The organism is Frigidibacter sp. (assembly GCF_030695035.1).
GTDB lineage: Bacteria > Pseudomonadota > Alphaproteobacteria > Rhodobacterales > Rhodobacteraceae > Frigidibacter.
This window is the reverse complement of record NZ_JAUYTT010000008.1, coordinates 162,307-182,761: the sequence shown is the minus strand read 5'-3', so window position 1 is coordinate 182,761 and position 20,455 is coordinate 162,307. Positions and strand designations below refer to the sequence as shown.

At 66.5% G+C, this 20,455-nt stretch carries 19 protein-coding genes; 6 read left to right on the top strand and 13 right to left on the bottom strand.

Going from position 1 to position 20,455, the window contains the following annotated elements:
• Positions 1–16 precede the first annotated feature (16 nt).
• The gene (locus Q8S30_RS05060; protein ID WP_305664948.1) at positions 17–370 is read left to right on the top strand and encodes a hypothetical protein; all 354 of its coding nucleotides are present in this window, start codon (positions 17–19) and stop codon (positions 368–370) included.
• Positions 371–448: 78 nt separating this feature from the next.
• Here the strand turns inward: Q8S30_RS05060 and Q8S30_RS05055 are convergent, their stop codons facing one another.
• On the bottom strand, positions 449–715 hold the full coding sequence (locus Q8S30_RS05055) for a hypothetical protein (protein WP_305664947.1): 267 nt from the start codon (positions 713–715) through the stop codon (positions 449–451).
• 329 nt (positions 716–1,044) lie between these two features.
• Here Q8S30_RS05055 and Q8S30_RS05050 point away from each other — a divergent pair, with 329 nt between their 5' ends.
• Positions 1,045–1,371, top strand: a complete 327-nt coding sequence (locus Q8S30_RS05050; RefSeq protein WP_305664946.1) for a hypothetical protein — start codon at positions 1,045–1,047, stop codon at positions 1,369–1,371.
• 65 nt (positions 1,372–1,436) lie between these two features.
• Positions 1,437–1,748 (top strand): hypothetical protein, encoded by a 312-nt coding sequence (locus tag Q8S30_RS05045; RefSeq protein WP_305664945.1) that lies wholly within the window; start codon positions 1,437–1,439, stop codon positions 1,746–1,748.
• A gap of 5 nt (positions 1,749–1,753) precedes the next feature.
• Here Q8S30_RS05045 and Q8S30_RS05040 read toward each other — a convergent pair whose 3' ends face one another.
• From Q8S30_RS05040 to recA, 4 genes are all read right to left on the bottom strand, one after another.
• On the bottom strand, positions 1,754–2,545 hold the full coding sequence (locus Q8S30_RS05040) for a class II glutamine amidotransferase (protein WP_305664944.1): 792 nt from the start codon (positions 2,543–2,545) through the stop codon (positions 1,754–1,756).
• A gap of 130 nt (positions 2,546–2,675) precedes the next feature.
• Complete coding sequence (locus tag Q8S30_RS05035) at positions 2,676–2,966, bottom strand: DUF1330 domain-containing protein (protein WP_305664943.1); 291 nt, start codon at positions 2,964–2,966, stop codon at positions 2,676–2,678.
• 13 nt (positions 2,967–2,979) lie between these two features.
• Positions 2,980–5,640 (bottom strand): alanine--tRNA ligase, encoded by a 2,661-nt coding sequence (gene alaS / locus Q8S30_RS05030; RefSeq protein WP_305664942.1) that lies wholly within the window; start codon positions 5,638–5,640, stop codon positions 2,980–2,982.
• Positions 5,641–5,992: 352 nt separating this feature from the next.
• Positions 5,993–7,063: a recombinase RecA gene (gene recA / locus Q8S30_RS05025; RefSeq protein WP_305664941.1), complete on the bottom strand. Its 1,071-nt coding sequence runs from the start codon at positions 7,061–7,063 to the stop codon at positions 5,993–5,995.
• Between the two features lie 257 nt (positions 7,064–7,320).
• Between recA and Q8S30_RS05020 the strand changes: the two genes are divergently transcribed.
• Positions 7,321–7,947: a hypothetical protein gene (locus Q8S30_RS05020; RefSeq protein WP_305664940.1), complete on the top strand. Its 627-nt coding sequence runs from the start codon at positions 7,321–7,323 to the stop codon at positions 7,945–7,947.
• A 287-nt stretch (positions 7,948–8,234) separates the two neighbouring features.
• Here Q8S30_RS05020 and Q8S30_RS05015 read toward each other — a convergent pair whose 3' ends face one another.
• The 3 genes from Q8S30_RS05015 to Q8S30_RS05005 all read right to left on the bottom strand — a co-directional run bounded on the left by Q8S30_RS05015 (position 8,235) and on the right by Q8S30_RS05005 (position 12,704).
• Entirely contained in the window at positions 8,235–10,436 is a 2,202-nt protein-coding gene (locus Q8S30_RS05015; RefSeq protein WP_305664939.1) for an ATP-binding protein, read from the bottom strand.
• A 221-nt stretch (positions 10,437–10,657) separates the two neighbouring features.
• The gene (locus tag Q8S30_RS05010) at positions 10,658–11,839 is read right to left on the bottom strand and encodes an RsmB/NOP family class I SAM-dependent RNA methyltransferase (protein WP_305664938.1); all 1,182 of its coding nucleotides are present in this window, start codon (positions 11,837–11,839) and stop codon (positions 10,658–10,660) included.
• Between the two features lie 136 nt (positions 11,840–11,975).
• Entirely contained in the window at positions 11,976–12,704 is a 729-nt protein-coding gene (locus Q8S30_RS05005) for a Crp/Fnr family transcriptional regulator (protein WP_305664937.1), read from the bottom strand.
• 121 nt (positions 12,705–12,825) lie between these two features.
• Here Q8S30_RS05005 and Q8S30_RS05000 point away from each other — a divergent pair, with 121 nt between their 5' ends.
• Both Q8S30_RS05000 and Q8S30_RS04995 read left to right on the top strand, forming a co-directional pair.
• On the top strand, positions 12,826–13,203 hold the full coding sequence (locus Q8S30_RS05000; RefSeq protein ID WP_305664936.1) for a hypothetical protein: 378 nt from the start codon (positions 12,826–12,828) through the stop codon (positions 13,201–13,203).
• Positions 13,204–13,305: 102 nt separating this feature from the next.
• Positions 13,306–13,812 (top strand): pyridoxamine 5'-phosphate oxidase family protein, encoded by a 507-nt coding sequence (locus Q8S30_RS04995; protein ID WP_305664935.1) that lies wholly within the window; start codon positions 13,306–13,308, stop codon positions 13,810–13,812.
• A 45-nt stretch (positions 13,813–13,857) separates the two neighbouring features.
• On the opposite strand, the gene Q8S30_RS04990 is transcribed toward Q8S30_RS04995, so the two are convergent.
• Genes Q8S30_RS04990 through Q8S30_RS04970 form a run of 5 tightly spaced genes read right to left on the bottom strand, consistent with a single transcriptional unit; the run spans position 13,858 to position 20,443 of the window.
• Positions 13,858–14,568, bottom strand: coding sequence for a DUF2793 domain-containing protein (locus tag Q8S30_RS04990; protein WP_305664934.1), 711 nt, complete (start codon positions 14,566–14,568; stop codon positions 13,858–13,860).
• Complete coding sequence (locus tag Q8S30_RS04985) at positions 14,561–18,511, bottom strand: glycoside hydrolase TIM-barrel-like domain-containing protein (protein WP_305664933.1); 3,951 nt, start codon at positions 18,509–18,511, stop codon at positions 14,561–14,563. Before Q8S30_RS04985 ends, Q8S30_RS04990 begins: the two co-directional genes overlap by 8 nt.
• Entirely contained in the window at positions 18,511–18,954 is a 444-nt protein-coding gene (locus tag Q8S30_RS04980; protein ID WP_305664932.1) for a peptidase, read from the bottom strand. Before Q8S30_RS04980 ends, Q8S30_RS04985 begins: the two co-directional genes overlap by 1 nt.
• Positions 18,951–19,814 carry a DUF2163 domain-containing protein gene (locus tag Q8S30_RS04975; RefSeq protein WP_305664931.1) on the bottom strand — a complete coding sequence of 288 codons (864 nt, stop codon included), beginning with the start codon at positions 19,812–19,814 and terminating at the stop codon, positions 18,951–18,953. Before Q8S30_RS04975 ends, Q8S30_RS04980 begins: the two co-directional genes overlap by 4 nt.
• A complete protein-coding gene (locus tag Q8S30_RS04970) occupies positions 19,811–20,443 on the bottom strand; it encodes a DUF2460 domain-containing protein (protein WP_305664930.1) in 633 nt (210 codons plus the stop codon). The genes Q8S30_RS04975 and Q8S30_RS04970 overlap by 4 nt, the downstream gene beginning before the upstream one ends.
• Between the last annotated feature and the right edge of the window lie 12 nt (positions 20,444–20,455).

The following is a 20,455-nucleotide window of genomic DNA, read 5'->3' as shown; positions in this document are numbered from 1 at the left end:
CCTGAAAGGTGATCCGATGCGACACTCCTTGCACCGCTCTTTGCCCCTGCTGGCACTGGCCGGGATCGGCTGGCTGTTCTGGTCTGCCGGTCGCCGCGATCCGCGCAGCCCGGTCGGCCTGCTTGCACGACCGCAAAATGCCGAAGCTGAGCCGGTGAGCTCTGGCAAGCGCGCCAAATCCGTCTCTGCCCCGACATCCGGCAAGGCCGGGCATCAACGCGCGGCAAACTCGCCCGCGGCCATCAACGGCTTTCAGCCGGTGCGCGCCGCAGGGCCAAGCGCGATGAAGGACCCGCCGCAAGACTGGGACGAGGTGGATGAAGAGAATGACGAATCCTTCCCCGCCAGCGATCCGCCGGGCCGCTACTGACGCGCCGGCGATCAGGACAAGAACAAGCCGGCCCCCATTGCGGGTGGCCGGCTTTTTGCTGCCCGGTGAGTGGCTGCGTCAAAGCAGCGCGAGGACCGACAGGACCAGAAGGATCGCGATCAAGATGCCAAGTGCGCGGCCGCTTGCCCGCAGGCCACGCCCGCCGGTGGCCGGACGCGGGGCGCCCGTGCCGGCGATCTCTGGCCGGCCCCCCGCTCCGGGCTCTGCCGCAATGCGGATCTGCTCGGGCGTCGGTGGGGTTCCGGCCTTGGCGGGCACGGTGCTGGTCGCGGCGCGAGAATTGATGCCATCGCGCGGCGCTGCAGGTCGGGTGGGAGTTTGCATCGCAGTTTCCTTGTTGGATGAGCTGGCAAGGCACCCTTTGACACCTCCGCCTGAGGGGTTGGCCAGATGCCGGGCGCCAGCTGGCGCGCCCAAGACGGGCCTTGCCGACACAACCGCCGGCACAGCGCTTCCGTTCCCGGCTGACCGTGCCGCATACAAGGTTCCGCAAGGGCTTGGCCGATGAGGACGGACATTCCGGCCCACACAGGGAACAGATTGCGGCCGAAGTGGTTTTTCCCTCAGAAGGGGCGACGGCGCCCCCCCAAAAACACGCCCCAGCCCCCTGTCGAGCCGCGGGGGGCCAAGGCCTCAACGGAAGGAGACCGGCCATGTCCGCACCCCAGACCAATATCGAAAAGCAGAAGCGTCGCCATTGGGCGCCCCTGGTCGGCAGCGCGCTGGTGGTTGTCTTCGGTGTGGCCATGATCTTGTGGTGGATGACGGAAGAAGCGGTGGAGGCCCCGGAGACGGATGCGCCCGCCGCGGCAACCGGCGATATCGGACCGGCCACCGGCGGCGGCGCGGCTGACAGCACCGGCACCATCGGCGCAGACGGCAATGTTAGCGGCGCGCAGCCCGGCGTGGTGATCGATCAGACCACCGGCACCGGCACCGCGGACACGCTTGGCACGCCGCCGGCCGCCATCGCGGATTGACACCATTGACCAGGGGTTCGCCTTGAAGCGCGACCCCGCCCCCGGACTTCGCAAAAGGCCACCTGATGTCCCCAGTCAGCCAGTTCCCTGAGCCAGAGACCACCACGACGCAGCTGGTCCGGCTGGAGGCGATGCTGATCGCGCAGCGCAAATTGCTGTTGCGCCTGATCGCCCAGACGGGCGCGGGGGCTGCGATTGCCGATGATCTTGCGGCCCGCGAGGTTTTTCAGGGCCATGAGGAGGATCCGGGCGTGCTGCCTACCGCCGAATTTGCGCTGGAAGCGGCGGTTGCCGAGCAACTGCGCCTGATCGCGCGCGAGGTCCAAGCAATCGCTGAGGCCGCGGGCCCTGCGCCAGTGGCCCCGGCGGCAGGATAGCTCCTTCAGGCAGCTGCGGCGAGCGGGACGGGGCAGAACGGAACGGTTGCCACTGCATCGCCCTCAAATGTGCAGAAGCTGCCCTGCGGCACCTGTTCCCAGCATTCGCCGCTTTCCAGCGGTTCGGACACTACGGCCCGCCCGCCGCGGCTGTCTGACCAGCGGTGGTAGAGCGAGGGCGCCTGATCGTCCGTCGCATAGCGCACGGCATAGAGCCGCGCCCCATCCGACAGCGCCGCTGTCAGACGGATATGCGGCGCATCACCCTTCTGCCGGCTCAAGGCCTCGAACTTCGCCACCGAGCGTTCCAGCGCGCCGCGCGGATCGGTTGCCAGCCCCTCGCCAAGCGCGGTCAGGAACAGCGCCTCGCTATCCGTCGCGCCCTTGCGCTGCGGGTATAGGTGATCGGGTATCAGCATTTCCGCATCGCGGCGGAAGGCGTCGTAGCCGCCGACCTGGCCGTTATGCATGAAGGACCAGCGGCCGACGGCGAAAGGATGGCAGTTGTTGCGGCTGGTCGCGGTGCCGGTCGAGGCGCGGACATGGGCGAGGAACAGCCGTGATTTCACCTGTGCGACCAGGCTGCGCAGATTGGGGTCCGACCAGGCGGGCATGACGTCGCGGTAGAGCCCCGGCTCCTCGCGCTCACCATACCACGCCAGCCCGAAGCCATCGGCATTGATCGCCGACAGGCATTCGGTGGCGCAATGGCTTTGATGGATCAGCGAATGGCCGGGGCGGCTGACGATCTCTTCCACGAAGATCGGTGCGCCTGTATAGGCAGCCCAACGGCACATCTACCGCGCCCCCATGGTGCCACGCGCGATAGCGCGTCTTGCCGCCCTGCCCTGCATCATCCGCCTCTTGGTTTTGGCGTCATGATACCGTCATGTTGCGCTGCGGCAAGACGAAATCTGCGACAAACTGTCAGGGTGCGCTTTCCTCGACGATCACAAGCTCGCGTTCCGCTGCACCAATGGCATGGGACAGCGCCGCCTGATATTCGGCGCTGTGATAGCAGGCCTCGGCCGCCTCGACCGAGGGAAAGCGGGCGACGACATTGCGCGAGCGATCCGTGCCTTCGAGCTGCACATAGCGCCCACCACGGGCGAGAAATGCCCCGCCATGCGCGGCGATTGCCGGGCCGGCCAGCTTGGCGTATTTACCATAGGCCTCGGGGTCGGTGACGGTCACATGCGCGATCCAGAGTGCGGTCATCGGTAATTCTCCCTTACAGGTTCGCCAGAACGGCTTCGGCCGCCGCGATGGCCTCGGCCGCTTTCGTGGGGTCCGCGCCGCCAGCCTGCGCCATGTCGGGCCGCCCGCCGCCGCCCTTGCCGCCAAGCGCCTCGGCCGCCGCGCGCACCAGATCGACGGCAGAGATGCGCGCCGTCAGATCGGCCGTCACGCCCGCCGCCACCGCCGCCTTGCCGCCGGTATCGGCGACCAGCAGCACCGCGCCAGAGCCGACGCGCGCCTTCATCTCATCGACCAGCGCCGGCAGATCCTTGCCCGACACGCCGCTGACCGATTGCGCCAGGAAGCTGATGCCGCCTATGTCCTTCGCCGCCGGGCCGGCCGCACCGCCGCCGCCCATTGCCAGTTCGCGCCGCAGCTGCGCCAGCTCATTGGTCAGCGCCCGCCGCTCATCGACCAGCGCCTTCACCCGGTCGACCACTTCACCGGCAGAGGCCTTGAGCAGCCCGCCGATCTCAGCCAGCCGCGCGCCCTGTGCGTTCAGATGGTCGAGCGCCACCTGCCCCGTCAGCGCCTCGAGCCGGCGCACGCCGGCGGCGGAGGCACTGTCACCCAGCAACACAAACGCCCCGATCTCGCCCAGACGGGAGACATGGGTGCCGCCGCAAAGCTCCAGCGAATAGGTGCTGCCATCGGTGCCCTTGCCGGAACCGGCGAGGCTGCCCATCGACACGACGCGGACCTCGTCGCCGTATTTCTCGCCAAACAGCGCCTGCGCACCAAGGGCGCGGGCATCGTCCGGCGTCATGATCCGGGTTTCCACCGCAGAGTTCTGGCGGATCAGGCCGTTCACCTCGGCCTCGACCTGCGCCAGTTCGGCGGGCGTCAACGCCTTGGAATGGCTGAAATCAAAGCGCAGACGGTCCGGCGCGTTCAGGCTGCCCTTCTGCGCGACATGATCGCCAAGCGCGCGGCGCAGCGCCTCGTTCACGAGGTGCGTGGCCGAGTGGTTGGCCTCAATGGCGGCGCGGCGGTGATGGTCCACCTCCAGCTTCGCGGGCTGGCCGGCGCGGATCTCGCCTTCCGTCACCCGCCCGATGTGCAGGAACAGGCCCGCCGACTTGCGCGTCTCGGTGATCGCCGCCTGCCCGGTTTCAGTGCGCAGCCAGCCGGCATCGCCGACCTGGCCGCCGCTTTCGGCATAGAAGGGCGATTGGTTGACGATGATCTGGATCTCGGCGCCCTCGGCCGCGGTCTTTACCTCGGCCCCACCCTGCACCAGCGCCAGCACCTGACCCTCGGCGGTTTCGGTGTCATAGCCCAGGAATTCGGTCGGGCCATGCAATTCCGCCAGATCAAACCAGATCGCCGCATCGCGGGTCTCTCCCGAACCGGCCCAGCTTGCGCGGGCCTTGGCCTTCTGCTCGGCCATCGCGGCATCGAAACCGGCGGTATCGACCGAAAGGCCCTTCTCGCGCAGCGCGTCCTGCGTCAGGTCAAGCGGGAAGCCGTAGGTGTCATAGAGCTTGAACGCCGCCTCGCCCGGCAGCGCACCGCCTTCGGGCAGGCGCGAAACCTCATCGTCCAGCAGCCGCAGCCCGCGGTCCAGCGTCTGCTTGAAGCGGGTCTCCTCCAGCTTCAGCGTCTCCTCGATCAGCGCCTGCGCCCGGCCCAGTTCGGGATAGGCGGCGCCCATCTGCCGCACCAGCGCCGGCACCAGCCGGTACATCACCGGGTCCTGAGCGCCCAGCATATGCGCGTGGCGCATCGCCCGCCGCATGATCCGCCGCAGCACATAGCCGCGGCCTTCGTTGGAGGGCATGACCCCGTCGGCAATCAGGAAGCTGGTAGAGCGCAGGTGGTCGGCGATCACCCGGTGATGCACCTTGCCGGGCCCGTCCGGGTCGGCGCTGGTGGCATGGGCGCTCGCCTCGATAAGGCTGCGCATCAGGTCGGTGTCATAGTTGTCATGCTTGCCCTGCAGCAGCGCGCCGATCCGCTCCAGCCCCATGCCGGTGTCGATGGATTGCTTGGGCAGCGGCACCATCGTGCCATCAGCGAACTGCTCGTTCTGCATGAAGACGAGGTTCCAGATCTCGATGAAGCGGTCGCCATCCTCATCGGCCGAGCCGGGAGGGCCGCCCCAGATCTGGTCGCCGTGGTCATAGAATATCTCGGTGCAGGGGCCACAGGGGCCAGTCGGGCCCATGCGCCAGAAGTTATCATCGGTGGGGATGCGGATGATCCGCTCGTCGCTCAGGCCCGCAACCTTCTTCCAGATGCCCGCTGCCTCGTCATCGGTGTGATAGACGGTGACCAGCAGCTTGCTGCGGTCGATCCCGAAATCGCGGGTCAGAAGCTCCCACGCAAAAGCGATGGCATCGTCCTTGAAATAGTCGCCGAAGCTGAAATTCCCCAGCATTTCAAAGAAGGTATGGTGCCGCGCCGTATAGCCGACATTGTCGAGGTCATTGTGCTTGCCCCCCGCGCGCACGCATTTCTGCGCGGTGGTGGCGCGGGCATAATCCCGGGTCTCGGCGCCGGTGAACAGGTTCTTGAACTGCACCATGCCCGAATTGGCGAACATCAGCGTCGGATCGTTGCGCGGCACCAGGGGCGAGCTGTCCACCACGCGGTGGCCGTTGCGACCGTAGAAATCGAGAAAAGTAGAGCGGATGTCGTTCAGGCTGGGCATATTTTCTGCTCTCACGGGGCCTTTGGGGCGCGGGGCCTTTAGGCAGGGGTCTGTTGCCCCCCGTTTATCGCCGCATCGGGGGCCTGTCCAGCAAAGGCGCCCCTCTCTACCGCCGCGCCGCCCCCGCCCTCACCCTGCCGACACTGCAGATGCCGTCCACTGCCCGACCCCTGCTTTGCCTTTTCAAAACATCCTCGGGGGGAGCACCCGGCATGGGCGCCGGGGGACAGACAGCCCCCCGTCTCCGGTCGGGGCTCGTCACCACGCCGGCGGACCTGCCCTAGCCTAACAAAAAGCCGCGCCCCTTTCGGAGCGCAGCCCATTCCAGCAGAAAAGATCGCCCCAGCCCGGGTCAGGCCTCGGTCACATCCTCGGCGTCGCCCTCGGTGGCGGCGAAATCGAGCCCGTGGCTGGCGCGGACCTTGTCCTCGATCGCCAGCGAGACATCGGGATGGTCGCGCAGGAACTGCTTGGCATTCTCGCGGCCCTGACCGATGCGCTCATCGCCGTAGGAGTACCAGGCGCCGGACTTCTCGACGATCCCGGCCTTCACCCCAAGGTCGATGATCTCACCAACCTTGGAAATGCCCTCGCCATACATGATGTCGAACTCAACCTGCTTGAACGGCGGCGCGACCTTGTTCTTCACCACCTTGACGCGGGTGGAGTTTCCCACCACCTCGTCGCGGTCCTTGATCGAGCCGATGCGGCGGATGTCGAGCCGGACCGAGGCGTAGAATTTCAGCGCATTGCCGCCGGTCGTGGTCTCGGGGCTGCCGAACATCACGCCGATCTTCATGCGGATCTGGTTGATGAAGATCACCATGCAGTTGCTGCGCCCGATGCTTGCGGTCAGCTTGCGCATGGCCTGGCTCATCAGGCGGGCCTGGCTGCCCATCTGCATGTCGCCCATGTCGCCTTCGAGCTCGGCCTTCGGCGTCAGCGCAGCAACCGAGTCGATGACCACGAGGCTAACGGCACCCGAGCGCACCAGCGTGTCGACGATCTCCAACGCCTGCTCACCCGTGTCGGGCTGCGAGATCAGCAGCTCGTCGAGGTTCACGCCGAGTTTGCGGGCATATTGCGGGTCGAGCGCGTGTTCGGCATCGACAAAGGCACAGACGCCGCCCTTCTTCTGCTCTTCAGCCACAACATGCAGCGTCAGCGTGGTCTTGCCCGAGCTTTCCGGGCCATAGATCTCGATGATCCGCCCCTTGGGCAGGCCGCCGATGCCAAGCGCGATGTCGAGCCCCAAGGAGCCGGTGGAGGTCGCCTCGATCTCCATGACCGGGTTGTTGAGCCCCAGCCGCATGATCGAGCCCTTGCCGAACTGCCGTTCGATCTGGGCCAACGCGCTGTCGAGCGCCTTTTGTTTGTCGGTGTTGCGCTTGTCGGTCATGTCGAAGAGGTTCGCCGCTGCCATTGGTCCCGTTCCTTATTCCACACCCGGCCCCGGGCGGCAATCGCACAGAGGCCCCGCTTTTGTTCCGCACTTGTTCTGCAGGTTATGAGATCAAACCAAGAACATTTCAATCGATATCTTCATAATTCCAACTTTTTCTCACTTGGGTTAACGAGTAGTTTACGTGCGGCCCTCAAATCTGCTCTTCGGGTGCTGCACCCCGAAAAAGATGGGGATACCGTGCCGACTGGCACGGCCTGAGCGAGAATGAGGCGGGAATGCTGATCTTCTGGAAGAGACATCTGGTGTTCCTCGCCAACACCAAGACGGGGTCCACCTCGATCGAGATGGCTCTCGAATCGCTGGCCGATGTGGCGGTCCAGCGTCCGCCGGCCCTGAAACACACTACAGCGGCGCGGTTTTCGGGATTGCTGGCTCCGTTCCTGGGAGCCAGTGCCGAGGGTCAGAGCTTCGAAACCGTCGCCCTGATCCGAGAGCCCTTGGACTGGTTGGGCAGCTGGTATCGCTACCGTCTGCGCGAGCATCTGCCGATTGGGGGGGATGGCAGCTTCGCTGCCTTTGTCGCGGGCTATCTCGATCAGCCGCAGGCGGAGTTCGCCCGTGTCGGCTCGCAATCGGCCTTCCTGACCGATGCGGAGGGGCATATCGCGGTGGACCACCTGTTCCGCTACGAGGATATCGACCAGCTGCTGGAGTTTCTCGAGGACCGGCTCGACTGCGCGATCACCCTGCCCCACCTCAACGTCTCGCCACGGGCGCCGATGGACCTGCCGGCCGACCTGACACGACGCCTGAACGCGCAGTTGGCAGAAGATTACGCACTCTATGAGGCTGTAAAGCGGCCGGAGACACGGCAACGCAGAGCATTCCCGGCCGGGGCCTGACCCGCATGGCCGTTCCGGTCGAGCGTCGCCGGTCATCGGACGATCAATGCCGAACGCCCTTGGCAGTCTGAGTGGCTTAGAGTTGATTGGGAAGCCGGCGTGACCCGGTCAGCTAACCGGGTAAGATGCCGCTGCTTGAAAAAGTGTACACGGTGAGCCCTGAGCGCCGCCTTGGAGGACACAGGCTCCGCGCCAAACCCGTATTGCGGCAAGAGGCTGTTCTGGCTGGCGCCCGACAGGATGCCGACGATCAATGCTCGGTTGCGCGTCCCCGCCTCCCAAGCGTTTCAGTGCAGCTGGCTCTGCACCGTGCTGGTCAGTTCGACGAGAGAGAATGGTTTGGGCAGGAAGATCGAGTTCGGGATCTTGGCCTGGCTATCCTGAAGGCTGTCCTCGGCATAGCCAGACACAAAGATGACGCGCACAGCAGGGCGCGCTTTCAAGGCCTCGCGCACCCAGGTCGGACCGTCCTGCCCGGGCATGATCACATCGGTCACGAAGACATCGACGACCAATTCGGGATCTTCGAGCAGACGCAGAGCTTCCTCGCCGCTTTCGGCCTCAATGACATTAAACCCGCGAAGGCGCAGGGCGCGGCTGGCGAAGGCCCGCACCGGGGCCTCATCCTCGACCAGCAGGACCGCGCCCTCGCCGGGAGCACTTTCGGTGCGCTTCGGAGGCGTCGCGGCCACCGGCTCGGGTTCATCGACAGCGCCATAATCCAGCGCGGGAAAATAGAGGGTAAAGGTGGTGCCAACGCCCTGCACCGAATCGACGAAGATGAAGCCGCCGGTCTGCTTGACAATGCCATAGGCGGTCGAGAGGCCAAGGCCGGTCCCCTCGCCAGTGCGCTTGGTGGTGTAGAAGGGCTCGAAGATCTTGGCGAGCTTGTCGGGGGCGACGCCCACGCCTTCATCCACCACCTTCACGATCACGTAGTCCCCTGGCGGCACCGCCACACGGTCACGCTTCATCTCGGTGGCAAGCCGAAGGTTTTCGGTCTCGATCCGCACCGTCCCCCCCTCGGGCATCGCGTCGCGGGCATTCACCACCAGGTTCATGATCACCTGTTCCAGCTGGCGTTTGTCCGCACGGATCGGCCGCAGGACAGGGTCGTGGCCAAGCGACAGGCGCACCTTTTCACCGACAAGCCGGTTCAGCAGATGCGTCAGGTCTGACAGGGTGTCGCGCAGGTCCAGTATCTTGGGCTTCAGCGTCTGCTTTCGCGAAAAGGCAAGCAGCTGCCCCACAAGGCTGGCAGCGCGGTTTGCATTCTGGTTGATCTGTACCAGGTCGGCATAGTCCGGATCGCTTTTGTCGTGGCGCAGGAGCAGCAGGTCGCAATGCCCCGAAATCGCCGTCAGCAGGTTGTTGAAGTCATGCGCCACCCCGCCCGCCAGTTGGCCGATGGCCTGCATCTTCTGGCTTTGCACAAATTGCGCCTCGAGCGTCTTCAACTGGGTCGCATCCGACATCACCGCAACGAGGCCCGGTCGCCCCTCTTCCATGACCCGGCTCAGCGTGACCTGCAAGAACACCTCACGATCCGAACGGCGCACACGCAGCACCTCAGGACGGCGGTCGGTGCGGCCGCAAAGTGCGTCGCCCAGCCAGTCCGCCACGGGCCGGCCGAGCCCCTCCAGCACCTCCGAAAGTGGCACTTCGGCCTCCATGGCGCCTATCAGGCCGCGCGCCGCACGGTTGGCTGCCATCACCCGCCCCTCGGCCGAGAGACGCAACAGCGCCACCGGCAGCGATTCAAATGAGGTAGGATCGGATGCGGCCGGCCGGTGAATCTGCAGGGAGGGCAAAAGGTAGATCTCTCGCCGTCCTCCCGGGCCCTCGACCTCGGCGACCAGCGCACGCACCGGTCCGTCAACCCCGGAAATCTCATGTTCGTCTCCGGGCCGCAGGGGCAGATCCGAAAAGATCCGATCAAGGCTCTTGACCCGCTCGCCAACGATGCGGCGCAACGCTTCGTTCATGAACAAGATCGTGCCAGTGCGGGTGGCCGTGAGCATCGGAAGGCTGAGGTTTTCCGCGCCGCGCCCGCCAGATGCGCGCTCCACCATATCCTCGAGCCGCCACAGATAGCCATTCTCGCCGATCTGATGCACGCAAACGCGGACATGGCCGCGCCGCGTCACCATATCCTCGCGCGCGGCGCCAAGTGCTGCGGCCCTGTTCTGAAGTCGAACCAGCACGGCGGCCGGATTGGCGAATACCTCGGACAGCGCCCGCGTCAGCGTTTGTCCGTCGCACGCACCGAAACGTTCCAGTGCGGCGTGGTTCTGGTACCCGATGGCACCCTCGTCATCGGTGGTGAAGCTTGGAGACGCGTCATGTGCAATGAAGGCGGCAATCTGCTCATGCAACTGCGCGCGCGAGGCTGCATGCCGGTGTGCCAGCATCCGCAACACGATGGCAAGCGCCGCCAGTGTCGCCGCAGCCGCCAGCAACGGCAGCGCCACGCTTCGCGTTCGAAGCACTACGGCCGCACAGGCGCAGATCACCGCCCCTGCAACAAGCCAACTGCCGCGCGGCGAAAGAGCCAAGGCGGTGCGGGTCAGCGGATGCGGTGACAGCGCCGGATGCGACACGCCTGAGCCTCCTCAAATGATTTCCCGCATTCGGCCCGGAAATGCTTAACCGTCCTTTAACACCGATGAGATTTCAGGGCCGTCGCAAGAAACACAGCCTCGAATTGTTCTTAGGCCGGCACGCGCGTCAAGAGGGCGCAGAAGAAGCCGTCGCCGCCCTCCAATGGCGTGAAGCTGCGTTGCTCCAAGCAATGCCAGCCGGGGGTGCGCTGCAGGAACGTCGCAACCTGATCGCCGTTCTCGACCCCCAGCATGGAGCAGGTGACGTAGGCCAGCACCCCGCCGGGCGCGACAAAGGCGTGGGTTTCGTCAAGGATGTGGGCCTGAATCTGCCGCAACTCCGCCAATCGCGCAGGCGTCAGAGCCCATTTCGCCTCTGGCGCGCGGCGCCAGCTCCCCGAGCCCGAACAAGGCACATCAAGCAACACAAGGTCATAGGGAGCGAGGGCCGCAACACGGGCGGGGTCGGCCAGATCTACGCGGATCCCGGCGCGCCGGGCCCGCTCGGGCAGATCGCGCATCCGCTGCGGGGCAATGTCATGCGCCACATAGTCAGCAGGCGCGCGGGCCGCCATTGCCAGCGTCTTGCCGCCGCCCCCAGCACAGTAGTCGAGGACCCGCTTCGCCCCCGTCAGCGGCAACATCGCCACAACCGCCTGGCTTGCAGAATCCTGCAGTTCGACCCGGCCATCAAGATAGGGGGCACAAGCGCGGAGTTTCTGGGGGTTTTCGGTCACCTGCAGCGCAGTCTCGGCCAGCGGATGCGGCAGGGCTGCAATCCCCTCGGCGGCGAGCGCCGCCTGCGCCTCGACCCGGGATGTGCGTGAAAGGTTTACCCGTAGCGTCACCGGGGCACGCTGACGCAGCAGGCGCATGACCGGAACAAACGCATCGCCCAAGCTGTCCTCCAGCACCGGCGCCAACCAGTCGGGGCAGTCGATGGCCACGTTGCACGGCAACTCCGCAGCGGGCAGACACGCTTCAGTGGCGGTCAGCGGCCCAGGCGCATGGCCCTCGCCCGTGAACAGCGTCTCTGGGGCAATAGCGGCATCCCGGAGTGCGCCAATCATCAGCGCACGCCCGGTCGGAAGGTCAACCGCTCCGCCGAGCGCCCCGAAGCTGCGCTTGCAACGCAACGCGTCGAAGACATGATCGCGGATAGCCGCCCGGTCCCCCGAGCCCGCGAAGCGGTGGCCCCGTGCCCAACCCGTCAAGGCCTGCTCGGCGGGAGATCCGGCGAGATGGCGATCAAGGATCTCGATCGCAGCGGCAATGCGGGCGGCGGGCGTCATCGGCCGCGGCTGCGCTCTGATGGAAATACCGGAAGGGCAAAGGGCAAGAGGGTCAGCGGCATGTCAGTCTCTGTGAATGTCATGACCCGGTTCTATCCGCACCCTTGCACAAGGGCCAGTGGCAGGCGCGTACGCTTTACAGCAATGGCCGCTGCATCGGGTACTCCAGGTCGATGAAGGCCATATCCGCAAGCTGCTTGCGCCCTGGCAGCGACAGTTGCCCGGCGGACCAGTCCGCCAGCCCACTGTCCCTGAGCCGGGCCAGTGTCTTGTTGGTGTGCACCAAAGACAGACCCACGGCATCGGCGAGATCCTGCTGCCGCCAGGGCAAGGGCACCCGCCCGCCCCGCGCCATCCCAAGCGCCGTCAGCCGCTCATGCAACCGGACAAGTGCCCAGGCAATCCGCTGACCAGCGTCGCGTTGCCCCAGCGTGGCAAGGGTCTCGCCCAGAAAGTTCTCTTCCACCGCCGAGAGCCAGGTGAGCGAATAGGACCGCTTCGGCTGGTTGGAGAACAGATCCCACAGGCCATTCCGGTCGAACACGCAAAGTGTCGTTTCGACGGAAGCCTCCACCGAATGCTGCATCTCGCCCGTCACCACGGCCTGCAGCCCCACCAGATCGCCTGGCAGAACGAAGCTGATCACCTGACGGCGACCATCCTCGAGTGTCTTGTGACGAAGTCCTTGCCCGCGAAGCACTGTATAGAACTGCGGACTCGGGGCGCCCTGCATCAAGATGGTTCGCCCGGCCTCGATCGTCAGCTCGCCGATCTTGAACTTCTCCATGAAGGCAAGCTCCTGTTCGGTGAACGGCTCGAACAGCGGCTTGCAGCGCAGCGGGCAATCGGCACAGGGCGTTGTCATCGGTTATACGAATTCTTGTCCAGATATGTCGCAGTTTAATGCGTCGCCTCCTGAAGAGTTCCATGAAGGGCATCAGCAAAGGGTCAGTGGGTCATGCCGCTGACGTAATCAGGAGAACAGCGTGCAGCACGCGTCAGGCCGTGAGGCCTATCTTGTCGTCTTGAAACACCTGGTCGTCGCCGAGGATCTTGCACAGATCGTCGCCGAATTCGAACCCGGAGCCGAGGTGCTGCGCGCTCGCGACACGACTTCAGCTCTACAGGCGATGCGCGATATCGAGGCAATGCGGCTGGCGTTCCTAATCGACGACCGGCAGGCCGAGGGCTGGACTGAGTTGGTCGACGGCATCGTGGCCCGCGGCGGCCGCGTGGTGCTGATCCCGCGCAGCGAGGGCATCAAGGCCGCGCCCTTCGCCGATTGCCTGATCCTCGAACGCCCGTTCACCACCGAGATGGTGCAGGCGACCCTCGATGCAGCCCTGCGCCGCCATATCGTCTGACGGCGGTCCTTCTTCACGCAAGACAGGGAACGCCCCCGGCCTCCCCGCGTTGACCGGCAATGCGAGGACGTCCGCGCCCTCGCCCAACTGAAGGAGACCACCATGAGCCTGCGCCAGAACCTGCGCGACGATCCCAAAGCCACCCTCTTCGCCGCAATGGGCGAGACCCGCACCGGGATGCTGGGCATCGAAGGATCAGGGCAGCATCTGCAGCCAATGACCCACTACCCCGATACAGAGAAGGGCGAGATTTGGTTCCTGTCCTCGCGCCAGACCGATCTGGTTCGCGCCATCGGCCAAGGCGCCCGCGCCCATTTCGTCTTCATCAACAAGGATCATGACCTGCATGCCTGCATGGCCGGCGCCATCGTTCAGCTCTATGACGATGTCAAGATCGACGAGATCTGGTCGCCGGTCGCCGCTGCCTGGTTCCCCGAGGGTCGCAAGGACCCCGACCTCATCGCCCTGCGCCTGACCCTGCAAGAGGCGTCGGTCTGGGCCTCCACCGACAGCTCTGTGCGCTTCGGGATCGAGATCCTCCGCTCGAATATGAGCGAAGAGCATCAGCCTGACGTCGGCGACCACATCATCGTCGAATTCAACACCTGACCAAGCCACCGGGTCGGCGCGAAAAACCGCGCCGTCCCCTTTTCGTCAGGCAACCGGCAGCGCCAGCTCCGCATAATGCGCCGCAATCCGCACCGTTCCCCCCACGAAACTGCCGCCCGTCGCCGTCAGCAGCAGCCCCGTCGGCTCGTAATAGGCCATCGGCACCGACAGCACTCCCCGCGCCCAAGACCCTTCCCCTAGCCCAAGGCCCGACCCAAAGCGATCCGGCGCCCCCGCAGTCCCCAGCTGCCAAGTGCTCAGACTGCCAGTGATCGCATCGGTCACGCGGGCCGTCATCCCGAACACCACCGCCCCCGACGGGATCAGGATCGTCGTCGCCGAGGTCGCGCCCGCCGTCACCACATGATCGATCTGCGCCACACCGAACGACATCCCCGCCCCCGATGGCGCCATCGTCACCGCACCTGCGCGCCAGCCCGTGCCGTCATGAATCGCCGGCAGCCCCTCATCCAGGATGAACCCCTGCCAACCGGCCTTCGGCACCGCAAACACCCAGCCGCCATTCGCGCGGATGGCAAGCTCGCCCTCATGCCCCGCCCAGGCGTTCACCGCGCCCGGGGGAACAGCATAGACAGTCCCATCCACCGCGGCCCCCGGCGGCAGCGAAACCCCGCGCGAGGTGATCACCAGCTGCGTCAGCCCGTCCAGCCGCATCAGCGCATCGTTCATCGTCACATGCTTTTGCGCCTGCGAGGCGCGCAGCAGCGGCAGCGAAAGCTGGCTTGTGTCAGTCATTGATCTCGATCCCCTCGAACGGGCCCGGTCCGAAAGCATCGGACAGTTGCGCCACATGAATTTCAAACCCGGCCGCCGCACCATCCGCAGCGCGTTGCGCAGCGGTATAGCTCCAGCCCGGCGCGCTCACCGTCTCCTCGCGGCGGATCTGCGCGCCCACGACGACGCGCACGACATAAGCCTCGCGCGTCTCGCCAAGCGGCACCTCGACCGACACCCAACTGTCGCCCTCGATCCGCGTCCGCCGGATCCAGTTCAACGTTCCGCCCCCGGCACCATCGGCAGTCCAGCGCAACTGGCACGGCGAATAGGGCCGCAGCCCGATCCCGTCGAACGCCTCGAGCAGATGCACGTAGGACGGATCATCATAGCCCCGCGCCGCCGAGCCGATCCGGTAGTGACGCGCCAACCCGCGGGCCGAGGCGTTCAGCGTGATCTGCTGCAACGCACTGTCGATCCGCACCAGATAGCTGCCGACCGGCCATTCGTCCGGCATATCGGCATCGGTGCCAAGCTGGCCGCGCAGCCGCAGATCGAGGTCATAGATCCCGTCCCCCACCAGCACCGCGCGCTGGCATTGCAGCACCTCCCAGCCCGCAGAGGCTCCCGAGCCAATGGCAAAGCTGTTGGCACCGTTCAGCACCGCCTCCTCATCGGCCGAGGAAAGTGTGCCGCCATAGACCCGCACCCGCAGCGGCGCGCCCAGATCCCAGCTGTCCGGCACCGCCCGCAGCAGCGGTGTCTGCGTGACCCCGATCACCGCCCGCTTGGTCATCAGCGTGTTCAGGACATAGCCCGCATCGCTGGCCGAAGAATACACCGCCACCGTCCCCGGCCAGGGCGTCGCCGTCACCGCCAGATGCGGCGCATAGGGCACCTCAGCGCCGGTCAGCAGCGGCAGGTCGAGGAATTGCGGAAACACCGGCACCGGCGCGGCAAAGGCCCGTGGCACCACCCGCGTTTCTGCCTCGTCCGAGGGCTCATACACCCCCGGCTCCACCCGCACCGCCTCGATCTCGGCCGCGCCCGCCACCTCGACCCGGTCGATGCGGTAAAGCCCCTGCTCGTGCCCGTCTTGCGCCTCCAGCCTCAGCACGTCCCCTGCGCCCAACCAGCTTTGCGACGGCGGCAGCGACAGGCGCACCCCGTCCCGCGCCACCCGCACCTCGGCCAGCCAGCGCTCAGCAATCCCCTGCGCCTCGGCCCGGGTCAGGGCCAGCGGGAACTCGGTCTCGGCGATGCTGCGCGACTCCGCATCCGGCAGAATCGCCTCCACCGCGCGGGTCTCGAAATCCCCCTGCGCCTCGACAAAGGTCAGCCGGATCCGCTCCGCCAGATCGGCCTGCGACATCCGCGTCAGCTCCACCGCGCCGCCCTCGCCAAGCGCAACCGTCTCCGGCCGCACCGTGCCGGTCGCCACCCCTTTCCGCATCCGGAACCGCAGCACCCCGTCCCGCTCGATGGCATCGAACCCATAGGCCAGCATCAGCGGCTGCAGCGCCGACCGCCCATTGCCGCCATCCGAGGCGACATAGCCGCGCACCACGCCGTACAGCTCCGATACGTCGATCAGTCGCTGCCCCGACCGCGCGCAGATCTCGGCCACCACATTGTCCAGCGGCTGCGAGGTCGTGCGCCCGCTGATCCAATGCCCGCGAGTCCAGTTGTCGCCGTCGGTCCACAGCTCCACATTGTTGGGAAACTGCGGAAACGGCCGCGCGTCCCAGGCCCAGACATGCGCCCTGTCCATATCGACCATCGGTCCCGGGTAAAGCTCCGACACCGGGTTGTTCGCCGGGTCGATCCAGAATTCGCGCATCGCCCGCAGATATTGCATCTGCATCAGGTCATCGCGCCGGCCATTGGAGTAATGCGGGATGTCCGACTCCGACGACCGCGGATCGAGGAACTTGTTCGGCTCGTTGCCGCCCTTGTCGATCGCGGCGCAGCCCATCTCGGTGAACCAAACGGGCTTGGACCGCGGCACCCAATCGGTCGGGGCCTCCTGACGCACCCCGGCAATGCGCTCATGATGCGCATTCTCCCACCAGCCGCGGATATCCTTCACCCGCCAGATCCAGGGCTCGTCATAGCCCTCATCGGTGATCGGCGTGCGGATCTGCGCATCCCGGTGTTCGGGATGGGCATAGTACCAGTCATAGCCCTCGCCGCCCGCGATATTGGCCTTCAGGTAGTCAAGGTTGTAGATCGCGCCCCAACCCGCATCCGCATGCTCCGTCCCGTCCCGCCAGTCCGACACCGGCATGTAATTGTCGATGCCGATGAAATCGATGGCCTCGTCCGCCCACAGCGGGTCGAGGTGGAAATAGCGATTGCCCTCTCCCGCATCATAGCCCGCATATTCGCTCCAATCGGCCGCATAGCCGATCTTGGCCTGCGCCCCCAGGATCAGCCGCACCTCGACCGCCAGTTGCCGCAGCTGCTGCACAGCGGGAAAGCTGTCACCAGCGCCGCGGATCTGCGTCAGCCCGCGCATCTCGGATCCGATGCAGAACCCGTCCACCCCGCCCGCGGCCTTGCACAGCCACGCGTAGTGCAAGATGAACCGCCGATAGGACCATTCCGCCGGCCCGAAATAGGAAATCGTCGGCGGGTTGCCCCCCTCCGTCCCCAGCGGCCCCAGCACGCCCGACGTGGAAAAATCTGTCCAGGCCGCCTGCCCGAAGAACGCCGAAACCTGCGCGCCAGCCAGCGCGCTGCGGTCCGGCGTGCCCGCGGTCCCCGGCGCCGCCGACAGCGTGATCCGCCCCCGCCAGGGCAACGCCGGCTGATCATCCGCCCCCGTCCAGGGGTCCGTCAGCCCATTGCCCGCCAGCTGCTCCATCAGGATGAACGGGTAGAACACCACCTTCTGGCCCGCCGCCTTCATCGCCCGGATCGCCTCGATCACCGAGGCATCGGTGGGGGTGCCGCCATAGACCGGCCGCCCGTCGATCTGCGCCACCGCCAGCGCGCTGCCCCGCGTCACACCGCCCACGCGCCAGGGATAATCCGCGCCGTCAAACTGCTTCTGCTCCACCTTCGGGCGCAGCTCGCACTGCCCGCAGCGCAGGTCATCGCCGAACCACGACACCACCAGCGACACCGACCCACAATTGGGCAGCTCGTTGTTCAGCGCCTCCAGCGAGGTCAGGAAATCCGGCCGCCCGCTCGCGGTGTTCACATTGGCGCTCTCGCCCGTGCCAAGGCCGGTGCCATAATGCACCGGCCGCGTCGCCAGCGCATATTCCCCCGTCCCCGGGATCATCGCCACGGCCCGCACGCCGCGGGTCAGGTCTTCCACCTCGCTGATCGCCGGCCCCTGCGCCGGACGGATCACCTCGAACGAGAACTGCGGCACCCGGTTGCCATAAGGCGCAAGGGCGAGGTTCTCGAACACCACATAGGCCGTGCCGCGATAGGCCGGCGCCAGCCCAACCCCCTCCACCGCCTCGATCTTCGGGTCGGGCAACTGATCCTCGCTGCCGGAATAGACGCGCATCTGCACATCATCCGGCGCGATCTCGGCACCATCTGCCCAGACCCGCCCGATGCAGGTGATCTCGCCCTCGCCCACTGCCACCGCCACGCTGACCGAATAGCTGTAGCTGGTGATCGTAGTGCTCGGCGCGCCCTTGCCGCCCACCTCCTCCTTCTCCTCGGTCTCGAGAAAGGGCGAGGACCAGATCACCTGACCGCCCACCCGCATCCGTCCCCAGATCACCCCCAAGGGCGCGCCCTCGCTGGCGCCGGTCAGCCGGAACCGCTCGATCCGCCCGGTCTCGACCGAGGTGGACCCGCCCCCCAGCAGCGCCTGGTCGATCACCCGGCCCACCGTCGCGCCCACCGCACGGCCGATCACCGCGCTCGACAGGCCAAGGATTGTCCCGCCGAACCCCGCGCCGATGGCCGCACCGGCAGCCGCGAACAGAATGGTGGCCATCACGACCCTCCGCTGGGAAAAGCAAAGCGCGCCGCGATCCGGCGCTGCCAGGGGGCCGAGAGCGGGCTTTCCAGCACCGCATGGCCCGAATAGGCGTGAATGAAGGCGGCACTCTCGCCGACCCGGGACAGGATCCCCAGATGCTTGGCGACAGACCCGGCGCGCATCCTGAACAGCAGCACCTCGCCCGGCTCCGGCTCAGCCCCCGCAGGGCACTCCCGCAGATGCCGCCGCGCCGCCGCCCACAGCCGCTCCTCGCGCGCGGGCTCCGACCAGTCGGCGGTATAGGCCGGCACCGCCTCGGGCTCGGCGCCATAGACCTCGCGCCAGACCCCGCGCAGCAGGCCAAGGCAATCCGCGCCCCCGCCCCGGACTGAGGCCTGATGCCGGTAAGGCGTGCCGATCCAGCCCCGCGCCGCCGCTACGATCCGCTTTGCAGTCATGGCTGTGCCGCCTTCACCGGCGACACGGTCAGCCAGTCCTCACCCGGAATATGGGGGAAGCCCCTGAAGTTCGCAAAATTCTGAAACTTCAGCCGACAAGTCTCGCCCCGCTTGTCGCACCCCGCCTCCAGCCGCAGTTGATCGCCCGGCGCGACCGTCTCCCGCAACCCCTGCCACAGCTCCACGCTGCGCCCCTCCGCATCCACCCGGTCGTTCTTGACGCTGCCCCACAACCCCGCCGCGGCGCCGCTCAGCACAGACAGCCGGCCCTTCTCGAACCAGCGGTCTTCAAACTCCGGCAGCGCAGGCAGCCGGAACAGCGCCGTGCTAGTCACCTCTCCGGCCGCCACCTCCACGCTGTATCCCGGCTGCGACAGGTCGAACTTGCAGCGCGCGTCGCCCAGCACCGCCGTGCAGCCAGCCAGAAAGATCCGCCCCTGCGTGTGGTTCAAGGGCTCGCTCAGCCCCCGCAGCTCGGTGGTAAAGGCCCCGCCCGCCCGGGTCAGCTCGCCCAGGCTTCCACGGAACTGCAACAGCCGCGCCTCCGGCTCCGCCCAGTTCACCAGCCAGGCCCGCACATCGGCCCCATCAAAGCGCCCGGCCAGAATATCCGCCTCGGCAATCGCATCGCTGCGCAGCGCGCCGTAAGCCTCGCTGTTATCCACCGACAGCCCCGTGGTCTGCGCCAGCGCCCGCGCGGTGATGCCGCTATCGGCGCGGAACACGATCCCCTCGAAGCTCAGGTCGCGGTCATGGTCGGTGAAGCCCAGCACCGTCCCATCCTTCCGCACGACGGCCCAGCACCGGCACACCGTGCTCGCCCCACTTGCCAGATGCGCAAAAAGCCCTTCAGCACTCATATCCGCACCTCGACCACCGGCACCTGCGGCACGTCGCCGGCCTGAAAACTCGCCACCGACACCTGAATGCGGTCGGTATCGAACCGCACCGGCACATCGAACTCGAACCCGGCCGAAATGCGCTCGCCCGGCGCCGGCGGCACCACGAAGGTCACAACGCCCGTCACCGTATCCACCGCGTAATGCAGCCCCTCGACCAGCGCCTCGCCCTGCAGCCCCATCCGCACGGAACCCGCCACCGGCTTGGCAATGCCGCGCAGATAGGTGCTGCCACCGGACTCGTAGCTCTTCACCAGCCCGAACGCCGCCGTCTCGCCGTTCCCCAGCGCGATGAACTGGTCATCGAAGGCCACCTCGCGCGAGGCGGGGCAGGATTTGTAATCCGCCCAGTCCTTCCAGCGGAACCCGTGCAGTTGCCCGGCCCGCGCCTCAAAGAACGCGATCAGCCGTTCGACATCGTCGAGGCTCCGCAGCCCCAGCCCCGCATCATAGCGCCGGCGCGATTGCGACCAGGGCGTGTTGCGCTCCTCGAACCCGTTGGCCAGCGTCACGATCTCCGTGCGCCGTTCGGGCCCCCCAACCGAGCCAAAGCTCAGGTTCGCGGGAAACCTCACCTCATGAAATGCCATGGTCTTGCTCCC

Coding starts and splice junctions, on each gene's coding strand:
- Q8S30_RS04985 (WP_305664933.1), bottom strand. CDS start 18,511: ATGGCCACCATTCTGTTCGCGGCTGCCGGTGCGGCCATCGGCGCGGGG.
- Q8S30_RS04970 (WP_305664930.1), bottom strand. CDS start 20,443: ATGGCATTTCATGAGGTGAGGTTTCCCGCGAACCTGAGCTTTGGCTCG.
- Q8S30_RS05060 (WP_305664948.1), top strand. CDS start 17: ATGCGACACTCCTTGCACCGCTCTTTGCCCCTGCTGGCACTGGCCGGG.
- Q8S30_RS05055 (WP_305664947.1), bottom strand. CDS start 715: ATGCAAACTCCCACCCGACCTGCAGCGCCGCGCGATGGCATCAATTCT.
- Q8S30_RS05020 (WP_305664940.1), top strand. CDS start 7,321: ATGCTGATCTTCTGGAAGAGACATCTGGTGTTCCTCGCCAACACCAAG.
- Q8S30_RS04975 (WP_305664931.1), bottom strand. CDS start 19,814: ATGAGTGCTGAAGGGCTTTTTGCGCATCTGGCAAGTGGGGCGAGCACG.
- recA (WP_305664941.1), bottom strand. CDS start 7,063: ATGGCAGCGGCGAACCTCTTCGACATGACCGACAAGCGCAACACCGAC.
- Q8S30_RS05035 (WP_305664943.1), bottom strand. CDS start 2,966: ATGACCGCACTCTGGATCGCGCATGTGACCGTCACCGACCCCGAGGCC.
- alaS (WP_305664942.1), bottom strand. CDS start 5,640: ATGCCCAGCCTGAACGACATCCGCTCTACTTTTCTCGATTTCTACGGT.
- Q8S30_RS05040 (WP_305664944.1), bottom strand. CDS start 2,545: ATGTGCCGTTGGGCTGCCTATACAGGCGCACCGATCTTCGTGGAAGAG.
- Q8S30_RS04995 (WP_305664935.1), top strand. CDS start 13,306: ATGAGCCTGCGCCAGAACCTGCGCGACGATCCCAAAGCCACCCTCTTC.
- Q8S30_RS05005 (WP_305664937.1), bottom strand. CDS start 12,704: ATGACAACGCCCTGTGCCGATTGCCCGCTGCGCTGCAAGCCGCTGTTC.
- Q8S30_RS04990 (WP_305664934.1), bottom strand. CDS start 14,568: ATGACTGACACAAGCCAGCTTTCGCTGCCGCTGCTGCGCGCCTCGCAG.
- Q8S30_RS05050 (WP_305664946.1), top strand. CDS start 1,045: ATGTCCGCACCCCAGACCAATATCGAAAAGCAGAAGCGTCGCCATTGG.
- Q8S30_RS05010 (WP_305664938.1), bottom strand. CDS start 11,839: ATGACGCCCGCCGCCCGCATTGCCGCTGCGATCGAGATCCTTGATCGC.
- Q8S30_RS05045 (WP_305664945.1), top strand. CDS start 1,437: ATGTCCCCAGTCAGCCAGTTCCCTGAGCCAGAGACCACCACGACGCAG.
- Q8S30_RS04980 (WP_305664932.1), bottom strand. CDS start 18,954: ATGACTGCAAAGCGGATCGTAGCGGCGGCGCGGGGCTGGATCGGCACG.